The sequence below is a fragment of the Herminiimonas sp. Marseille-P9896 genome, from assembly GCF_903993245.1.
GTDB lineage: Bacteria > Pseudomonadota > Gammaproteobacteria > Burkholderiales > Burkholderiaceae_D > Oxalicibacterium > Oxalicibacterium contaminans.
Map to the genome: position 1 here is coordinate 951093 of NZ_CAJEVT010000001.1, position 17472 is coordinate 968564.

General features: G+C 54.5%; 15 protein-coding genes. 7 read left to right on the forward strand and 8 right to left on the reverse strand.

Translation table 11 applies throughout. The features are described 5' to 3' along the window. The first annotated feature begins 287 nt into the window (after window positions 1–287). Complete coding sequence (locus H7U06_RS04650; protein WP_175624993.1) at window positions 288–1664, forward strand: phosphomannomutase/phosphoglucomutase; 1377 nt, start codon at window positions 288–290, stop codon at window positions 1662–1664. A 179-nt stretch (window positions 1665–1843) separates the two neighbouring features. Next, a complete protein-coding gene (gene waaA / locus H7U06_RS04655) occupies window positions 1844–3112 on the forward strand; it encodes a lipid IV(A) 3-deoxy-D-manno-octulosonic acid transferase (RefSeq protein ID WP_175624994.1) in 1269 nt (422 codons plus the stop codon). A 24-nt stretch (window positions 3113–3136) separates the two neighbouring features. Here the strand turns inward: waaA and H7U06_RS04660 are convergent, their stop codons facing one another. Further along, the gene (locus H7U06_RS04660) at window positions 3137–3466 is read right to left on the reverse strand and encodes a hypothetical protein (RefSeq protein ID WP_175624995.1); all 330 of its coding nucleotides are present in this window, start codon (window positions 3464–3466) and stop codon (window positions 3137–3139) included. A gap of 116 nt (window positions 3467–3582) precedes the next feature. Then, window positions 3583–4113, reverse strand: coding sequence for a DUF3617 domain-containing protein (locus H7U06_RS04665; RefSeq protein WP_175624996.1), 531 nt, complete (start codon window positions 4111–4113; stop codon window positions 3583–3585). A 207-nt stretch (window positions 4114–4320) separates the two neighbouring features. Here H7U06_RS04665 and H7U06_RS04670 point away from each other — a divergent pair, with 207 nt between their 5' ends. Beyond that, window positions 4321–4617: a hypothetical protein gene (locus H7U06_RS04670; RefSeq protein ID WP_175624997.1), complete on the forward strand. Its 297-nt coding sequence runs from the start codon at window positions 4321–4323 to the stop codon at window positions 4615–4617. Between the two features lie 100 nt (window positions 4618–4717). Here the strand turns inward: H7U06_RS04670 and H7U06_RS04675 are convergent, their stop codons facing one another. Genes H7U06_RS04675 through H7U06_RS04685 form a run of 3 tightly spaced genes read right to left on the reverse strand, consistent with a single transcriptional unit; the run spans window position 4718 to window position 10605 of the window. Continuing rightward, window positions 4718–6166 (reverse strand): efflux transporter outer membrane subunit, encoded by a 1449-nt coding sequence (locus tag H7U06_RS04675; RefSeq protein WP_303049230.1) that lies wholly within the window; start codon window positions 6164–6166, stop codon window positions 4718–4720. After that, entirely contained in the window at window positions 6163–9312 is a 3150-nt protein-coding gene (locus tag H7U06_RS04680) for an efflux RND transporter permease subunit (RefSeq protein WP_175624998.1), read from the reverse strand. The genes H7U06_RS04675 and H7U06_RS04680 overlap by 4 nt, the downstream gene beginning before the upstream one ends. A 12-nt stretch (window positions 9313–9324) precedes the next feature. Continuing rightward, complete coding sequence (locus H7U06_RS04685) at window positions 9325–10605, reverse strand: efflux RND transporter periplasmic adaptor subunit (protein ID WP_303049231.1); 1281 nt, start codon at window positions 10603–10605, stop codon at window positions 9325–9327. Between the two features lie 246 nt (window positions 10606–10851). On the opposite strand from H7U06_RS04685, the gene H7U06_RS04690 reads away from it, so the two are divergent. Next, window positions 10852–11505: a TetR family transcriptional regulator gene (locus tag H7U06_RS04690; protein ID WP_175625000.1), complete on the forward strand. Its 654-nt coding sequence runs from the start codon at window positions 10852–10854 to the stop codon at window positions 11503–11505. A gap of 56 nt (window positions 11506–11561) precedes the next feature. Here the strand turns inward: H7U06_RS04690 and H7U06_RS04695 are convergent, their stop codons facing one another. From H7U06_RS04695 to H7U06_RS04705, 3 genes are read right to left on the reverse strand one after another with little or no spacing between them, the layout of a single operon-like run. Further along, complete coding sequence (locus H7U06_RS04695; protein ID WP_175625001.1) at window positions 11562–12866, reverse strand: TolC family outer membrane protein; 1305 nt, start codon at window positions 12864–12866, stop codon at window positions 11562–11564. Between the two features lie 51 nt (window positions 12867–12917). Next, a complete protein-coding gene (locus H7U06_RS04700; protein ID WP_175625002.1) occupies window positions 12918–13241 on the reverse strand; it encodes a rhodanese-like domain-containing protein in 324 nt (107 codons plus the stop codon). Between the two features lie 8 nt (window positions 13242–13249). Next, window positions 13250–13900, reverse strand: a complete 651-nt coding sequence (locus H7U06_RS04705; protein ID WP_175625003.1) for a protein-L-isoaspartate O-methyltransferase — start codon at window positions 13898–13900, stop codon at window positions 13250–13252. A gap of 386 nt (window positions 13901–14286) precedes the next feature. Between H7U06_RS04705 and H7U06_RS04710 the strand changes: the two genes are divergently transcribed. From H7U06_RS04710 to recQ, 3 genes are all read left to right on the forward strand, one after another. Continuing rightward, window positions 14287–14553, forward strand: a complete 267-nt coding sequence (locus tag H7U06_RS04710) for a YkgJ family cysteine cluster protein (protein ID WP_175625004.1) — start codon at window positions 14287–14289, stop codon at window positions 14551–14553. Between the two features lie 235 nt (window positions 14554–14788). Further along, the gene (locus H7U06_RS04715) at window positions 14789–15622 is read left to right on the forward strand and encodes an undecaprenyl-diphosphate phosphatase (protein ID WP_175625005.1); all 834 of its coding nucleotides are present in this window, start codon (window positions 14789–14791) and stop codon (window positions 15620–15622) included. A 13-nt stretch (window positions 15623–15635) separates the two neighbouring features. Next, window positions 15636–17459 (forward strand): DNA helicase RecQ, encoded by a 1824-nt coding sequence (gene recQ, locus H7U06_RS04720; protein WP_175625006.1) that lies wholly within the window; start codon window positions 15636–15638, stop codon window positions 17457–17459. The last annotated feature ends 13 nt before the right edge of the window (window positions 17460–17472 follow it).

Below are 17472 nucleotides of genomic sequence, written 5' to 3' on the forward strand. Positions count from 1 at the left end.
AGATATCCGGTAAAAGCAGGCGTGATGGCAGACATTATCGCGGATTCCGTACGGAATTTCTGGTGGGCAGCAAAAGATACCCATCCTGCTGCAATCTGTTTGAAACTAGCGGGCCGGTGATGTGTCGAACTAGCTCGTGTAACAAATGTTGACCGCAGGAACGATGACCACAGGCAGCCAGTAAATGAACGCTTAAGCATCGCATCCTATAAAATGCGTGCAGTTGGCTGGTATCGCAAGCGGCAGCGCCGACAGAAAACTAAACTGGATAAGGATAACGACTAAACATGCTGACTCTCTCGCAAAGCATTTTCAAAGCCTATGACATACGCGGCATTATTGATTCCACGCTGGATGCTGATGTGGCGCGCGATATCGGACGCGCTTTCGGTAGCGCGGTACGCGCCAAGGGTGAGCAGGTCGTGGTGCTGGGACGTGACGGACGTTTGTCCGGCCCTGCACTGGCAGCGGCACTCGCGGAAGGCATGCAGGAAGTTGGCATTGATGTAGTCGACCTCGGTGTAGTCGCGACGCCTATGCTTTATCTCGGCACTCACGTACTGGATGCGCAGTCCGGCATCATGGTCACTGGCAGCCACAATCCGCCTGATTACAATGGTTTCAAAATGGTGTTGGCAGGTGAAGCAATTTACGGCGACACCATACAGGCTTTATACCAGGCCATCGTGAATAAAGAATACGCAGAAGGCAAAGGCAGTTATCGCACATACGATATCGCTGATGGCTACCAAAACCGGATAGTGAGCGACGTCAAACTGGCGCGTCCTATGAAAATCGCTATCGATTGTGGTAATGGTGTGGCGGGTGCATTTGCCGGTGACCTGTATCGCGCGATGGGTTGCGAAGTCATAGAATTATTCTGCGAAGTCGATGGTACTTTCCCTAACCATCATCCCGACCCGGCTCATCCGGAAAACCTGCAAGACCTGATACGTTGCCTGCAAACTACCGATGCTGAAATCGGCCTCGCTTTCGATGGTGACGGTGATCGCCTCGGCCTGGTAACCAAGGATGGCCAGATTATTTATCCGGATCGTCAACTGATGTTGTTTGCACAGGATGTATTGACCCGTCATCCGGGCGAACAAATCCTGTATGACGTGAAATGTACGCGTCACCTCGCGCCGTGGATTACCGAGCGTGGCGGCAAGCCGCTGATGTGGAAAACCGGCCATTCGCTGGTGAAGGCAAAAATGCGTGAAACCGGTGCACCGCTCGGTGGTGAAATGAGTGGCCACGTATTCTTCAAGGACAGATGGTATGGCTTTGATGACGGCATGTATGCGGGTGCACGTATGCTGGAATTGCTGAGCCGCGAAAATAATCCTTCGGCAGTCCTGAATGCCTTGCCGCAATCGGTTAGCACACCGGAACTGCAACTGAAGCTGAAAGAGGGCGAAAGCTTCCCGCTGATCGCCAAGCTGCAACGCGAAGCACAATTCCCCGGCTCCGATCAGATCATCACCATCGATGGTTTGCGGGTTGAGTATCCGGACGGCTTTGGCCTGGCACGCTCGTCGAACACCACGCCGGTAATCGTGATGCGCTTTGAGGCAGAGTCGCAAGCGGCTTTGCAGCACATCCAGGCTGAATTCAAACGGGTGATCCTGGCGGCCAAGCCGGATGCGGTATTGCCCTACTAAGCCGGTATCCCGGGCGCAGTCGGTGCAAAGCCGGTTGCGCCTGTTGATAAAAACACGAAATCCTGTTTGAACTCCATACGGAATCTGCACCAGATTCCGGCTGCACGGCATAATACGGCTGACCGATTTAATTTCTCATTGATGCCAGCGATGCTGCCTTTTCCCTGCCCGGCAATACTATGCGCCTGATTTATTCCCTAGCCTGGTGGTTCGCCTTGCCGCTCGTCTTGTTGCGGCTGTTTGTACGCGGGCGTAAAGAACCGGGCTACCGTTTGCATATAGCTGAACGCCTGGGTTTTTATGGTGGCGTACGGTATGACGGCAAAACGCCTTTGCTATGGGTGCATGCGGTGTCGGTGGGTGAGACGCGTGCGGCACAACCGCTGATCGACGCTTTGCTGGCGGCTTATCCGACTCATCAGTTATTGCTGACGCATATGACGCCGACCGGTCGCGCGACTGGCAAGGATTTATTTGGCAAGCAGCCACGCGTATTACAAAGCTTTTTGCCGTATGACACCGGCTGGATGGTAGGGCGTTTCCTGCGCACTTTCCAGCCGCGTATCTGTGTGCTGATGGAAACCGAAGTGTGGCCGAATGTGATGGCGCAATGTGTGCGCTACGATGTGCCAGTCGCTTTGGTCAATGCTCGCTTGTCTGAGCGCTCATTGAAAAAAGCATTGAAGTTTCCGTCGCTGTTTATCGAAGCTGCGGCTGCCATGTCTTGCGTCGCAGCGCAAACCGAGAGTGATGCCCAGCGTGTCAAACAACTGGGTGCGCCCGATGTACATGTCACCGGCAGTATTAAATTTGATGTGACGCCGCCAGCGGAAATGCTGCAACGTGGCGCATTGCTGCGTGCGCAATTCGGTCAGCGCAAAGTGCTGGCCTGTGCCAATACGCGCGATGGTGAGGAAACGCTGATCCTTGATGCGTTGCTCGCCGTGAACCGTCCCGATATCTTGCTGATGATAGTGCCGCGCCATCCGCAGCGCTTCGATGATGTCGCACAAATGGTGCGGGCGCGTGGTTTGTCGTTGGCCAGACGCTCGACGGCCGGTAGTGCAACGCTGGATGCCGATGTGCGCGTCTTCCTTGGCGATAGCATGGGTGAAATGTTTGCCTATTATTCGGCGTGTGATCTGGCTTTTGTCGGTGGCAGCTTGTTGCCGCTGGGCGGGCACAATCTGATAGAAGCCAGTGCGGTCGGCAAACCCGTGCTGGTGGGACCGCATACCTTTAACTTTGCTGATGCCGCGGAGAATGCCATCGCCGCCGGTGGCGCGATCCGCGTCGCGAATGCTGCGAGTCTGTGGCAACAGGCCATCCGTCTGCTGGATGATGATGCCGCACGCAATGCGATGGGTCTAAAGGCGCAACATTTTGCGCAGCAGCACGGCGGTGCTACCCGCCGCACCATGAGCCTGCTCATGCCGCTCATTAAATAATGAGCGGCTTCAAATCACTTCAGATCAATAGCGGTAGGGATTGTTAGGTCGACGGTCATAACGGTTAGGTACGCCGTCATGGTCGCGATCGTGACGATCGTAGTAATGCCTGTGACGATAATGTCTGTCGCCGTAGTAAGGACGCGGATGGACATAAACCGGACGGGGCTGCACGTACACCGGTTGCGGTTGTACATACACAGGCTGTGGCTGCACATAAACAGGTGCGGGTGCGCCGTAAACCGGGACGCCGATATTCAGGTCGACATCCACGCGTGCCATTGCTGGTGTTGCTGCAAACAGCAAGGTGGCGGTAGCCAATATGCCTGCGCCTGCGCTTAAAAATTTATTCATGGTCTGCTCCTTGTTCTATGCCTGTATTACAAACCAAGGCAGCAGTCATATCTAGAGTAAATCCGTAAGCTTTGTTACGACTTGTATCAGCGCTGGACTAGCTGCAGGCCAGCAGTTTAGTTACCGAGCTTGCCGACAGGACAGCTTGCAGCAATCCAACGGCCGCTGGTATTGGCCGATTCATCGACTGCCACGCCGCGCACGTTACCTTTGAACGAGGTTTTGCCGATGAAACTTTCCGGCGTATTCAATGTGGCTTCGGCCTTGCCCTGGCCACTTACCTGATCACTGTTGCAGACCAGATCGGCGCTATAGCGATTGTCGACGCGATTGGCATTGCGTGCTTCACAGCCGGACTGGCGATGATAGAAGGATGGTGGAATGTTTTGTGCTGCCATTTCCGGCGTGATGCACACCTTGGAGGTGGCTGCACCGTTTTGAATTTTTGGCATGTCAAAACCATATTGTTTTGCCAGATTGCTCAGATTCTGCATTTGATTCGGTGGAATTTGTTCGACCAGATTCAGCAATTCCGAGCTGGCACTCATTTCCCACAAGCCAGGTTTCATTTGCATCTTGTTTTCTGCGGCATGCGCCCCCATATGGAGTGCCATCAGCAAGGTGAGGGAGAGCGGGAGTTTACGCATGAACTTTCCTGTTGAGTTTGAATCCGATATTCGTCTGAGTGTAATCAGGCGACGAGGTTCAAATCACAGCCGAAACATATCGGCATAAAAATAATCAATAGCGAGAAACGACGTTATACGCGCTTATCTTGATCGATATCCCATATCGATGGGATACGAAAAGAACGCGAATACGACGAGAATAGAGACTGAAACGGAGCACACATTATGTCATTTCAATTACCACCGAATGTCACCGCGCAGCGGAAACCCATCTCTGCGACTTCCTACGAATATATTTTGCGTCACAGCGAACTCGGCCAGTTGGGCCAGATCATGTTGAGCGCTTGTACATCCGGTAGTTGCAAGGTGACTAGTCTGGTCAACGGCCAGCCTGGCGATCAATTGACGGAGCAACGTCGTGCTGTGTTTGAGCCGCTGGCAAAAACACTGGCTGAACAAATCCAAATGACAACCAATTTCCCCAAAGCAGTAACGGAAAAAAATCAGACTGTTACTGCTTAGTATGTTGATGTAATCCATCAACGGGTAGTCGTCTGTACCTGCGGATGGCAAAAAAAAGGGAGGCCACACAATGGCCTCCCTTTTTTATTGTTGCTGCAGTTTATTTTACTGGCGTCGCTGCTGGTGCGGCCGCCGGAGCAGTTGCCACGGTAGTTTCTACCAGGCCACCGCCGAGCGAACGATACAGATCGATCGCGTTGGTCAGGCGCAGCAAGCGTGCTTGTACCAGCGTCAATTGCGCCGTGAACAATTCACGTTGTGCATCCAGCACGTCCAGCGAGCTGGCTATGCCGTTCTGGAAACGTTGCGTCGCAAACTTGTAACGCTCTGCCTGTGCTTCCTGTACCAGGCGTTGTGCATCAATTTGTTCGTCGAGCAGGCTACGTGCAACCAGTGCATCCGAAACTTCGCGGAATGCAACTTGTATGCTTTTCTCGTAATTCGCAACGGCGATGTCTTTGCGCACTTCTGCCAGGTTCAGGTTGCCACGATTACGGCCTGCATCAAAAATCGGCAACACCAGTTGCGGTGCAAACGACCATGAACGCGAACCGCCTTCAAACAAGCCGGACAACTCATTGCTGGAGGTACCCAGGCCAGCGGTCAATGAAATACGCGGGAAGAACGCTGCACGCGCTGCGCCGATATTTGCATTGGCGGAGAGCAGAGTTTGTTCTGCACTGCGGATGTCAGGGCGCTGGGTCAGCAAGTCGGAAGGCAAGCCTGCCGGGATGTCGGTCAGGATGTCTTGTGCCGACAGAGGCTGGGCCGGTGGCAAATCATTCAATGGCTGACCGACCAGCAAGGTCAGTGCATTCATTGCCTGTGCGCGCTGGCGTGATGCCGCCAGTTCGGCAGCACGTGCGGTTTGCATCAGTGCTTCGTCATTGCGTAAGTCCAGTGCTGATGACGCACCTACGTCAAAACGCTGTTTCGACAGCTTGTAGGCTTGCGCACGGCTTTCATAAGTTTGGCGTGACAATTCCTGCTGCTCGGCAAACGCACGCTCCGACAGATAGGCTTTGGCAACTTCCGATACCAGGCTGATCTGTGCAGCGCGCTGTGCTTCTTCGGTCGACAGGTAGCTGGCCAGTGCTGCATCGCTCAGGCTACGGACACGACCGAAGAAGTCCAGTTCGAATGCCGCCAGACCGAGACCGACCTGGTAGTTGCTCGATACCACGCTGCTGCCGGTATTGTTGATCGAAGCCGGAACACGGCCACGTGAGCCGGTTGCGTTGGCATTCAGGGTCGGCAACAAGTCTGCCGACTGAATGTTGTACAGCGCACGGGCTTCTTCAATACGCAATGCTGCTACACGCAGGTCCCGATTGTTGACGAGTGCGTTGGTGATCAAAACCTGCAGGCGCGGATCAGTAAAGAAATTGCGCCAGCCGATGTCAGCTGCACGTACCTGGTTGTTACCAGCTGCGGATGGCACACCGTAATCCGCAGCGACAGGTGCGTCAGGGCGCACGTATTTCGGCGCCATCGAGCAGGCGCTCAAGACGCCCGCTGCCAATAAGGCCAGGGTTATGGACTTCATCATAATTCTTCTTCCTCATCACGTGGCTTGCTCGCAGCGTATTTACGACGCTGACGTTCGCTACCTTTGAACATCGTACGAACCACCACAAAGAACACCGGTACCAGGAACACTGCGAATACGGTAGCGGTGATCATGCCGCTCATCACACCAGTACCGATAGCGCGTTGGCTGGCAGAACCGGCTCCGCTTGCAAGCACCAGCGGCAATACGCCAAGGATGAAAGCCAGCGAGGTCATGATGATAGGGCGGAACCGCAGGTGTACCGCTTCCAGTGTTGCTTCGATCAGGCCTTTACCCTGCGCTTGCAGGTCTTTCGCAAATTCGATAATCAGAATCGCGTTCTTCGCAGAGAGCCCGACCACCGCAATCATGCCGACCTTGAAGTACACATCATTCGGCATGCCGCGCAGCGTCACACCCAACAGTGCACCAAAGATACCGAGCGGCACCACCAGCATCACCGAGAATGGGATCGAAGTGCTTTCATACAATGCAGCCAGCACCAGGAATACAGCGATCAGCGACAGTGCATACAGTGCAGGAGCTTGTGAGCCGGAGGTTTTTTCTTCCAGCGACTGACCAGTCCATTCGAAACCGAAGCCAGGTGGCAACTTCGCTACCATCGCTTCCATTTCCGCCATCGCTTCACCAGTACTGCGGCCAGGCGCTGCACCACCGGAAATCTTGACTGCCGGGTAGCCGTTGTAACGGATCAGTTGGACCGGACCGATAATCCACTTCGATGTCATGAAGGAGGAGAACGGCACCATGGTGCCCGACGAGCTACGTGCGTACAGACGAGTCAGATCTTCTGGTTGCAAACGTCCCTGGCTGTCAGCCTGCACGATCACACGTTGTTGACGACCCTGGTTCGGGAAGTCATTCACGTAAGACGAGCCGAGTGCTGTCGACAACACGCTATTGATGGTCGAGAACGGTACGCCCAAAGCATTCGCCTTGTCGCGATCGATATCTACCTGCAATTGTGGCGCATCTTCGAGACCTTCAGGACGTACACCTGCCAGCACTTTGCTTTGTGCTGCCATGCCCAGCATCTGGTTACGTGCTGCGATCAGCGCATCATGGCCGAGACCAGCGCGATCCTGCAGACGGAAGGTGAAGCCGGTTGCATTACCCAATTCAGGGATAGGCGGCGGGTTCAATGGATACACAATCGCATCCTTGATGCCCATGAATGCACCGAAGGCCTTGCCTGCTACTGCATCAGCAGATTCATCAGGACCGCGTTTGCTCCAGTCTTTCAGCGGGGTAAATACCAGGCCCGCATTTTGACCGTTACCCGAGAAGCTGAAACCTGCAATCGCAACCACGTGTTCCACTGCCGATTGTTTCAGGTAATAGTCTTCAATGGTTTTCAATACTTCCATGGTACGACCGGTGCTGGCACCCGCTGGCAACTGGACGTTGGTCACGATGTAACCCTGGTCTTCGTTAGGCAGGAAGGATGCCGGCAGGCGTGCATACAGGATACCGACGCAAGCCAGGATCAGACCGTAGACCAGCATGTAACGACCGGTCTTGGTCAGCATCTTCGCCACAAAGCCCTGGTAACCTGCAGCTGTGGTGTTGAAGTGACGGTTAAACCAGCCGAAGAAGCCACGCTTCTCGTGATGATGGCCGGCTTCCACTGGTTTCAACAAGGTTGCGCACAGTGCTGGTGTCAGCGTGAACGCCATCAATACCGAGAACACCATCGAAGCAACCATGGACAGCGAGAACTGACGGTAAATCGCACCGACCGCACCACCGAAGAATGCCATCGGGATAAACACCGCGATCAGAACCAGCGTAATACCGATCAGCGCGCCGGTAATCTGGCCCATCGCCTTGCGGGTCGCATCACGTGGCGACAAACCTTCTTCGCTCATGATACGTTCGACGTTCTCCACCACCACAATCGCATCATCGACCAGAATACCGATCGCCAGCACCATACCAAACATGGTCAGCACGTTGATCGAGAAGCCGAACAGCAGCAAGGTCGCGAACGTACCCAGCAATGCGACCGGCACCACGATGGTCGGGATCAATGTATAGCGGATGTTCTGCAAGAACAGATACATCACCAGGAACACCAGGATGATCGCTTCGAACAGTGTTTTAACCACTTCTTCGATCGAGATCTTGACGAACTTGGAGGTGTCGTAAGGGATGGTGTACTTCACGCCTGCCGGGAAATACTTCGACAGTTCATCCATCTTCTTGTGCACTGCAGTTGCAGTACCCAGCGCATTTGCAGTTGGTGTCAGCTGTACGCCAATAAAGGAGCTAGGCTTGCCGTCGAGACGACCGGAAGTCGCGTAGGACTGACCACCGACTTCGATACGGGCAACGTCACGCAAGCGTACCGACGAACCATCCTTGTTGGCGCGCAAGACGATATTGCCGAACTGCTCCGGGCTGGTCAGCTGGCCGTTAACAACAACGGTTGCTGCGATCTGTTGCGTGCTCGGACTAGGCAAGTCACCCAGCGTACCACCAGCGACCAGTGCATTCTGGGTCGAGATAGCGCTGCTGACATCAGATGGTGTCAGGTTCAGGCCGACCAGTTTGTTCGGGTCGATCCAGATACGCATCGCACGTTCGGTACCAAACAATTGTGCCTGGCCGACGCCTGGTACACGTTTGATTTCATTGAGTACGTTACGTGACAGATAGTCACCGAGTGCAACCGGATCCAGTGTGCCGTCAGTCGAAGACAGACCGATAAACAGCAGGAAGTTACTACGCGATTTGGTTACCTGCACACCTTGTTGTGTAACGGCTGCAGGCAAACGTGCTTCCACGCGTTTCAAACGGTTTTGTACATCGACCGCTGCCAGATCCGGATTGGTACCCGGCAAGAAGGTCACGGTGATTTGCACAACGCCATTGGCCTGGCTTTGCGATTCGACGTATTGCAAACCGTCGGCGCCGTTCATTTCCTGTTCGATCAGACTGGTGACGCTATCGTCCAGCGTCTGTGCCGTTGCACCCGGATAGGTAGCGGTAACAACGACTTGCGGTGGCGCGATGTTCGGGTACTGCGAAACCGGGAGGCTGGTGATAGCCAGGACACCTGCCAGCATGATGAAGATCGCCAGCACCCAGGCAAAAACCGGGCGGTCAATAAAAAATTTACCCATTACAGTACTCCCTTACTTCGACTTCGATTGTTCTGCGGTCTTGTCTGCAGGGGCTGGTTGCGCAGGTTTGGCAGCTGCGTCAGCAGCGGGTTTCTCTGCAGGTGCGGCAGCTGTCGGAGCTGCTGGAGCAGCCGCAGGAGCAGCACCGGCTGGTGCAGGTTTTTGCCATTGCACCGGTTTAACCGTTGCGCCTGGTTGTACTTTTTGCAGCCCTTCAACGATGACCTGGTCGCCTTCTTTCAAGCCGTCAGTGATGATCCATGCGGTGCCGCTCGAGTTACCGGTTTTGACTGGACGCGAAGCGACCTTGCCGTCAGCACCGACCACCATGACAGCAGAGCCCCCTGGGGTACGGAGTACCGCTTGTTGCGGTACGGTGATGGCGTTTTCATCAACCGCTTGTTCGAGGCGGGCACGTACATACATACCCGGCAGCAGCAGACCGTCCGGGTTAGGAATTTCAGCACGCAATGTGATGGCGCCCGAAGTCTGGTCTACGGTCAGATCGGAGAACAGCAGCTTGCCGGTGCGACCATATTCCTGGCCATCGTCAGTCACCAGGGTGACCTTGGCAGCACCTTTGCCAGCGCTCTTCAATTTACCTTCGTCCATTGCGCGTTTCAGTTGCAGGACTTCATTCGCTGATTGCGTCATGTTGACGTAGATAGGATCGATTTGCTGCACAACGGCGAGTGGCGTCACGTCGCCCTGGCCAACCAGTGCGCCTTCAGTGACGAGGGCGCGACCGATACGGCCGGAGATAGGCGAAGTCACGCTGGCATAACCGAGCGACAGACGTGCATTTTCACGTGCAGCCTTGGCCGAAGCGAGATCAGCGATAGCTTGTTTTTCGGCAGCGACGACATCGTCATATTCCTGTTTGCTGACGGCATTGGTTTCTACCAGCGGTTTGTAACGCTTGGCTTTCAGTTCCGCCGTCGCCAGGGTTGCTTCGCTGCGCGAGACGGCTGCGTCAGCACTGTTATAAGTGGCTTGCAGCTGTGCCGGATCGATCTGATACAACTGCGCGCCCGCTTTGACATCACTGCCTTCGCGGAAGACACGCTTCAGGACGATGCCGGGTACGCGCGCACGTACTTCAGCGACACGGATCGATTCCATGCGGCCGGGCAATTCATTGGTCACACCCAGTACGCCTGGCTGAACGGTGACGACGGATACTTCTTGTGGGGGTGGGGCTCCGGCTTGTTCGGATTTTGCACCGCAACCGGCGATTGCATAAATAAGGAAGAGGGCGGCGCTAAGGCGTGTCAAACGGGGAAGTGAACTCATAAACATCTCGCACGGTAGGTGGATTGCGCTGTCAGAACATCAACAGTCCGGTAAAGAAAAAGTAAGGCTGAATTGGGGCAATACATTCGTTTCTGCGATCTGGCCAGAATGCTTTGCTTTGCTGCTATGCGGTAAATCGGGTATTATACATACGTTCGCGAATGTATGTATAGGTGGCAATTATTGATTTGGCCAGATAACTAAACATACATAAATATTCGAAAATTATGACAGGACTATGATTTTATGGCTCGCTCAACGAAAGAAGAGGCACTCGAAACACGCAGTCGCATACTTGATGCTGCGGAAGAGGTGTTCTTTACTCGTGGTCTTGCGCAATCTTCGTTAGCAGATGTTGCAGTTGCAGCAGATGTGACACGTGGTGCAATTTATTGGCACTTCAAAAACAAGAGCGATCTGTTTGAAGCCATGTGCGAGCGCGTGCGTTTGCCTATGGAAACCATGATGACAACGCCGGGCGAGAAATTCGTGCGTGATCCCTTGGGCCATTTACGTCATACCTGGATATATCTGTTGCGCGATGTCGTCGACAATCCGCGCTCACGCCGGGTACTGGATATCATATTCCTGAAATGCGAATTGGTCGATCACAACGATCCGATCTGGGTACGTCAACGTGAGTGCCATCGCGAAGGTCTGGAAATGATGGAAGGCATTTTGCGCGAAGCGGTTGCCATCGGGCAATTGCCCGCGGATCTGGATACTCATCTGGCCGTCTTGTGCCTGCACGCCAGCTTGGTCGGTTTGCTGACTGACTGGTTGTTTTCACCAGATAGTTTTGATTTGAAAGCAGTAGTGGAACCGCTGGTGGATGCCTGCCTGGATAGTTTGCGCAATGCACCATCCTTGCGCCAGAAAAAAGCAGTTGTAGCTAACTAAGTAAGTGCGCCATCAGCAGATGGCCGCATGTATCCGCAGAGAGATCTGCAGAATATTCAGGGCTGGATCAACAAGGTATTGATCTGTACCAGGTCCTGTTCCCGCAATGAGCCAGCTGCCGACTTCAGGCGCAGGCTATTCATCAGGGTGTCGTAACGCGCTTTCGACAGATCGCGCTGTGTGATGAATAATTGTTGCTGTGCATTCAGCACATCAATATTGATACGTACCCCTACCTGATACCCCAAACGATTCGATTCCAGCGCCGAACGGCTGGAAACTTCCGCCGCCTGCAAGGCTTTCACTTGCGCCAGGCCGCTCGTTACGCCCAGATATGCCTGCTGCGCATTTTGTGCTGCACTACGACGCGCACTTTCCAGATCCGAACGTGATTTGTCTTCCAGTGCAATTGCTTGTCGTACCTTGCTGGTAACGGCAAAGCCGCTGAAGAGTGGGATGTTCCATTGCAGGCCTACCGAGCTGGTCGCGCCGGTGCCGCTGTTGAGGCTGGGTATGGCGCTGTTGCGCTGGTTGCTGTCACTGCGGCTGGCAACCAGATCGACGGTAGGGTAGTGACCGGCGCGATTGCGCGTGATCTCACGCTTGGCGATTTCGAGTGCCAGCTTTTGTTGCAGCACGACGTAATTCTGTTCTTCTGCGCTGCTAACCCAGGTGCTGATTTGCGCTGGTTCCGGTGCATTCAATTCCACACCTTTGCGCAGGATGGCCAACTCAGCGGGTGGCTTGCCTATGATTTGTTGCAAGGCTGTGCGTTTGATCGCGAGGTCATTTTGCGCGCCGAATTCCTGCGCAATCACCAGATCGTAACGAGCTTGTGCTTCGTGTGTGTCGGTGATGGTGGCGGTGCCGACTTCGAAGTTGCGTTTGGCCGAAGCGAGTTGTTCGCTGATTGCATCTTTCTGTACCAGCAATGCTGCCAGCGTATCCTGCGCTGCCAGCACATCAAAGTAAGCTTGCGCCACCCGCAGGATCAAATCCTGCTGCACGACGGCGAATGCAGCTTCGCTGGCCGCGACTGCGAGCTTGCTTTGTTCGTAATTCTGCCAGGCTGCGACATCCAGCAAGGGTTGCGACAGTGAGAGCGTATAACCGTGCGACCTTATATCCGGCACATTGCCGCGTTGTGCACGCTGATAGGTGCCGCCGATACCGATCAACGGCAAGAGCTCGGCACGACCCTGTACGGAAGCTTCTTGCCCTGCGCTCAGGTTTGCACGCGCGCTCGAGTACACCGCATCATTGAGCAAAGCGTCCTGATACAGCTGCAACAAATTGACTGCCTGCGCCTGCAGTGAGAGAAAAGCGCCTGCGATCAATGTGATGAGCTTGGCATTACGCATTGCTTTTCCGTTTACTGAGTGATGTGTAGGGCAGGCGAGTGACGGAAGGAATTAATAAGTAGGCATGGCTGGATCGACTTGCTGGGCCCATGCATGGACGCCACCAGTCAGATTGGTCACGCGCGAGAAGCCGTTGGCTTCGAGGAAATGTGCAACCCGCAGGCTGCGTGCACCGTGATGACAGATGCAAACGATAGATGCATTCCGGTCCAGCTGTTCGAGCTGACCGGGTATGGTATTCATAGGAATCGAGACTGAGCCCTGGATCTGGCAGGTTTGTACTTCCCATGGCTCGCGTACATCGAGCAGGAAGGGGGCGGCACCGTCGGGTGCCGCGATCAGCGCTGCCAGTTCGGGCGCAGTCAGGTGTTGCATGCTATTCCTTAGAACTTGAACTGCGAAGGTGCAGGTGCATTACGCAGTGGCTTGAGCAGGGTCTCAAACAAGCCAACGGTGCTGTAGCCTACATCCGAAGTACGGGTGATGATTTGTGCGGTCATCGCAGGTGCAGTACCGACGACAGCCAGCAGGCGACCACCGACTTTAACGTTAGCCAGCAAGCCAGCAGTGACGCTAGGTACCGAACCGGATACCACGACGACGTCATAAGTCGCATCGCCCCAGCCTTGTACGCCGTCGCCCAGTTCAACATTAACGTTGCTGATGCCGTAGTCAGCCAGGTTCTTTTCAGCCATGGCTTTGAGTTCTGGTTCGATTTCAACGGTGGTGACGTGACGTGCTTTGTGCGCCAACAGTGCTGCCATGTAACCGGAGCCAGCACCGATTTCGAGTACGTTTTCGTGTTTTTGTACGGCCAGCTCTTGCATGATGCGTGCTTCAAGCTTAGGCGTCATCATGCTTTCTTCGTGCGACAGCGGGATTTCGCTATCGGCAAAAGCCAGGGCACGGTAGGCGAGCGGAACGAAAGCTTCGCGCTTTACTACAACCAATAATTCGAGGACGTCCTGATCGAGCACATCCCAAGGACGAATTTGCTGTTCGATCATGTTGAAACGGGCTTTTTCGATGTTCATTTTGTTGGCTCTAGAATAGCTAAATAAGAAAAACAGGCATTTTATCAAATGACGGGCACCTGGCCGCATTCATATAGTCGATAACAGACGCAACATAGCTGGCGTAAGCGCTGGCTATGAAGCGGAAGGACTTAAGCATTCCAGGGGGAGGCTGCGGTCACGACGTGATCAGTGTTTGCGGCACTGTGCTGCACCTGGGCAAAATGAATGGCTTCATTGCCGGGCATCCGTAATGTAAGCGCCCACCCTGCAAGCGTCAAGCCTGCGAGCCGAATCGGCCATTTATTTGTGGCGATAGCGTGCTTTTGCAGCTTAAAAGGGGCGATTTCGACACTTCCCGGTAGAATCACGCCTGTCCTGCATCCCTTGCCAAGTTAAATTGTCGAATGACTAACGATTTACAATGCCGCCCCGATTGTGGTGCCTGCTGCACCGCGCCGTCGATTTCATCGGCGATACCCGGCATGCCGAACGGCAAACCGGCCGGGGTCCGTTGCGTGCAACTGGATGAGCGCAATCTTTGCCGGATTTTTGGACAACCGGAACGACCAACAGTGTGCGGTGGTTTGCAGCCGCAAGCGGAAATGTGCGGTAGCTCGCGCGAAGAAGCGATGATTTATTTAATGACATTGGAACGATTAACCGCCGCCTGAGTCGGATCGTTAGCGCGCTGGACAGGCTAGTCTTCCGGTGCGGCAATACGTGCTGTCAGCTCTGCTGATGACGCGAAATCAGAACAGCGATATGCGCTCTCGTGGTAACCTTTGAGCCTGCACGATCGCGCTGACTGAAGTGCCGCATGCTGGCCACACAGCGCATACGTTGTAACCCGTACGGCGTCACAACCGGCGGGTTTTTTATTACCCTCTTCATACTGAACACATCGCCATGGATCCAATTCTCGCGCTCAAAGCCATCATCATGGGCATCGTCGAAGGCTTTACGGAGTTTTTGCCGATTTCTTCGACCGGACATCTGATACTCGCCGGCAGCCTGCTGGATTTCACCGGACCCAAGGTTAAGGTTTTTGAGATTGCGATCCAGACCGGCGCCATGCTGGCAGTGGTGTGGGAATACCGCGCCAAAATCGCTGCAGTGCTGGGTGGCTTATTTACTGAGCGCAAGGCGCAGAAGTTTGCGCTGAATATCATCATCGCTTTCCTGCCAGCTGCCTTGCTCGGTTTTGTCTTCGCCAGCAAGATCAAGGAAAAACTGTTTGCACCGGTGCCGGTCGCGATTGCCTTTATCGTCGGCGGCTTCATCATCCTGTGGATAGAAAAGCGCAACCGCAATACGGATTTCGTGGCGCGTGTAGAGACTGTGGATGACATGACCATGCTGGATGCGTTGAAGGTCGGTTGCGCGCAGGCATTCGCATTGATCCCGGGTACCAGTCGTTCCGGTGCCAGCATCATAGGTGGCATGTTCTTTGGTTTGTCGCGCAAAGCGGCCACGGAATTTTCTTTCTTCCTCGCGATTCCCACCCTGATGGGGGCAACGGTTTATTCTGTTTATAAAGACCGGGCCTTGTTGTCTATGGCCGATATTCCTTTATTCGGCCTCGGTGGTTTCGCTGCTTTCGTATCTGCTTTCCTGTGCGTACGCTGGTTGCTGCGTTACATCAGCACACATGATTTCACTTTCTTTGCGTACTACCGCATCGTGTTTGGCCTGTTTGTATTGTTGAGTGCCTACTACGGCTGGGTTGTGTGGGCGGATTAAATCGCAAGACTGAATGAACAAGACTGACCTCGGCGCGCAGGCGCTGCATATCCTGGAAACCGTTTTCGGCTACTCGTCCTTTCGTGGTGAGCAAGCCGAGATCGTGGATGTGGTCGCGCGCGGTGGTGATGCACTGGTGCTGATGCCGACCGGCGGCGGCAAGTCGCTGTGCTATCAGATTCCGGCCTTGCTGCGCGACGGTGTTGGCGTCGTGATTTCCCCTTTGATCGCCTTGATGCAAGACCAGGTTGATGCGCTGGCTGAAGTCGGTGTGCGCGCCGCCTTCCTGAATTCGACGCAGAGTTTTGAAGAGTCGGTACGCATAGAAAGACGTTTGCGTAGCGGCGACCTTGACCTCCTATATGTCGCACCCGAGCGCCTGATGACGTCGCGTTGCCTGGACATGCTGGAGACCACCAAGATAGCCCTGTTTGCCATCGACGAAGCGCATTGCGTGTCGCAATGGGGGCATGACTTCCGTCCGGAATATATACGCCTGTCGGTATTGCATGAACGCTTCCCGCAGGTGCCGCGTATCGCATTGACGGCGACCGCCGATCAACAGACCCGCGCTGAAATTGCCCATCGTTTGCAGCTGGATGATGCGCGCATGTTTGTCTCATCCTTCGACCGGCCGAACATACGCTACCAGATAGTAGAGAAGGCTAACGGTCGCAAACAGGTGCTGGACTTCATAGAAAGCGAGCATCCGGGTGATGCCGGTATCGTCTACTGCCTGTCACGCAAGAAGGTGGAAGAGACGGCCGAGTTCCTCAATGAAAACGGCATCAATGCCTTGCCGTATCACGCCGGGATGGACTTCGCTACACGTAGCAAAAACCAGGCGCGTTTCCTGCGGGAAGAAAGCATCGTGATGGTCGCGACCATTGCGTTTGGCATGGGCATAGATAAACCGGACGTGCGCTTTGTTGCGCATCTGGATTTGCCGAAAAGCATAGAAGGCTATTACCAGGAAACCGGCCGTGCCGGACGCGATGGTGGTGCCGCGAATGCCTGGATGGCTTACGGTTTGCAGGATGTGGTGCAGCAGCGTCGCATGATAGATGAGTCGGAAGCCGACGATACCTTCAAGCGGGTGCAAAGCGTCAAGCTGGATGCGATGCTGGGTCTGTGCGAAACGCTGCATTGTCGGCGTACGCGCTTGCTGGATTACTTCGGGCAGGCTTCGACGCCTTGCGGTAACTGCGATACCTGCCTGAATCCACCGCGTTCCTTCGATGCGACCGTCGAAGTGCAGAAGCTGCTATCGACGATATATCGTGTCGGTCAGCGCTTTGGTGCGATGCATGTGCTTGATGTATTGCGCGGCGTAGACTCGGACAAGATCAAGCAATGGCAGCATGAAGAAGTTTCTACCTTTGGTATCGGCTCCGATCGCAGCGAAGCAGAATGGCGCGCCATCTTGCGCCAGTCGATTGCACTCGGCCTGGTCAGTGTTGATCATGAATCGTATGGTGCACTCAAACTGACTGAAGCAGCGCGTCCGGTGCTGAAGGGCGGTGAAAAAGTACAGCTGCGCGAATACCAGAAACCGCTTAAATCCAAGCGCGCCAGCAGCAAGCCTAAAGGCTTTGTGGAAACCGATTTGTCGGCGGCAGAGCAAGCGGTATTCGAGAAGTTGCGCTGGTGGCGCATGGAAACAGCACGCAAGCACAATGTACCGGCGTATGTCATTTTCCATGACGCGACCATGCGTGAAATCGCCAAGGCGCAACCAGCGTCGCTGGATGATTTGCGCGGCGTCAGTGGGGTTGGTGAAAAGAAACTGGAAACTTACGGAGCAGATATCGTGGCCCTGATTGCCGAGATGGCCTGAGGCCAATCCGGAT

What these genes read in the sequence shown, in the direction of transcription:
- H7U06_RS04650 (WP_175624993.1), top strand. Translation starts at nt 288, where the DNA reads ATGCTGACTCTCTCGCAAAGCATTTTCAAAGCCTATGACATACGCGGC.
- waaA (WP_175624994.1), top strand. Translation starts at nt 1,844, where the DNA reads ATGCGCCTGATTTATTCCCTAGCCTGGTGGTTCGCCTTGCCGCTCGTC.
- H7U06_RS04660 (WP_175624995.1), bottom strand. Translation starts at nt 3,466, where the DNA reads ATGAATAAATTTTTAAGCGCAGGCGCAGGCATATTGGCTACCGCCACC.
- H7U06_RS04665 (WP_175624996.1), bottom strand. Translation starts at nt 4,113, where the DNA reads ATGCGTAAACTCCCGCTCTCCCTCACCTTGCTGATGGCACTCCATATG.
- H7U06_RS04670 (WP_175624997.1), top strand. Translation starts at nt 4,321, where the DNA reads ATGTCATTTCAATTACCACCGAATGTCACCGCGCAGCGGAAACCCATC.
- H7U06_RS04675 (WP_303049230.1), bottom strand. Translation starts at nt 6,166, where the DNA reads ATGATGAAGTCCATAACCCTGGCCTTATTGGCAGCGGGCGTCTTGAGC.
- H7U06_RS04680 (WP_175624998.1), bottom strand. Translation starts at nt 9,312, where the DNA reads ATGGGTAAATTTTTTATTGACCGCCCGGTTTTTGCCTGGGTGCTGGCG.
- H7U06_RS04685 (WP_303049231.1), bottom strand. Translation starts at nt 10,605, where the DNA reads ATGAGTTCACTTCCCCGTTTGACACGCCTTAGCGCCGCCCTCTTCCTT.
- H7U06_RS04690 (WP_175625000.1), top strand. Translation starts at nt 10,852, where the DNA reads ATGGCTCGCTCAACGAAAGAAGAGGCACTCGAAACACGCAGTCGCATA.
- H7U06_RS04695 (WP_175625001.1), bottom strand. Translation starts at nt 12,866, where the DNA reads ATGCGTAATGCCAAGCTCATCACATTGATCGCAGGCGCTTTTCTCTCA.
- H7U06_RS04700 (WP_175625002.1), bottom strand. Translation starts at nt 13,241, where the DNA reads ATGCAACACCTGACTGCGCCCGAACTGGCAGCGCTGATCGCGGCACCC.
- H7U06_RS04705 (WP_175625003.1), bottom strand. Translation starts at nt 13,900, where the DNA reads ATGAACATCGAAAAAGCCCGTTTCAACATGATCGAACAGCAAATTCGT.
- H7U06_RS04710 (WP_175625004.1), top strand. Translation starts at nt 14,287, where the DNA reads ATGACTAACGATTTACAATGCCGCCCCGATTGTGGTGCCTGCTGCACC.
- H7U06_RS04715 (WP_175625005.1), top strand. Translation starts at nt 14,789, where the DNA reads ATGGATCCAATTCTCGCGCTCAAAGCCATCATCATGGGCATCGTCGAA.
- recQ (WP_175625006.1), top strand. Translation starts at nt 15,636, where the DNA reads ATGAACAAGACTGACCTCGGCGCGCAGGCGCTGCATATCCTGGAAACC.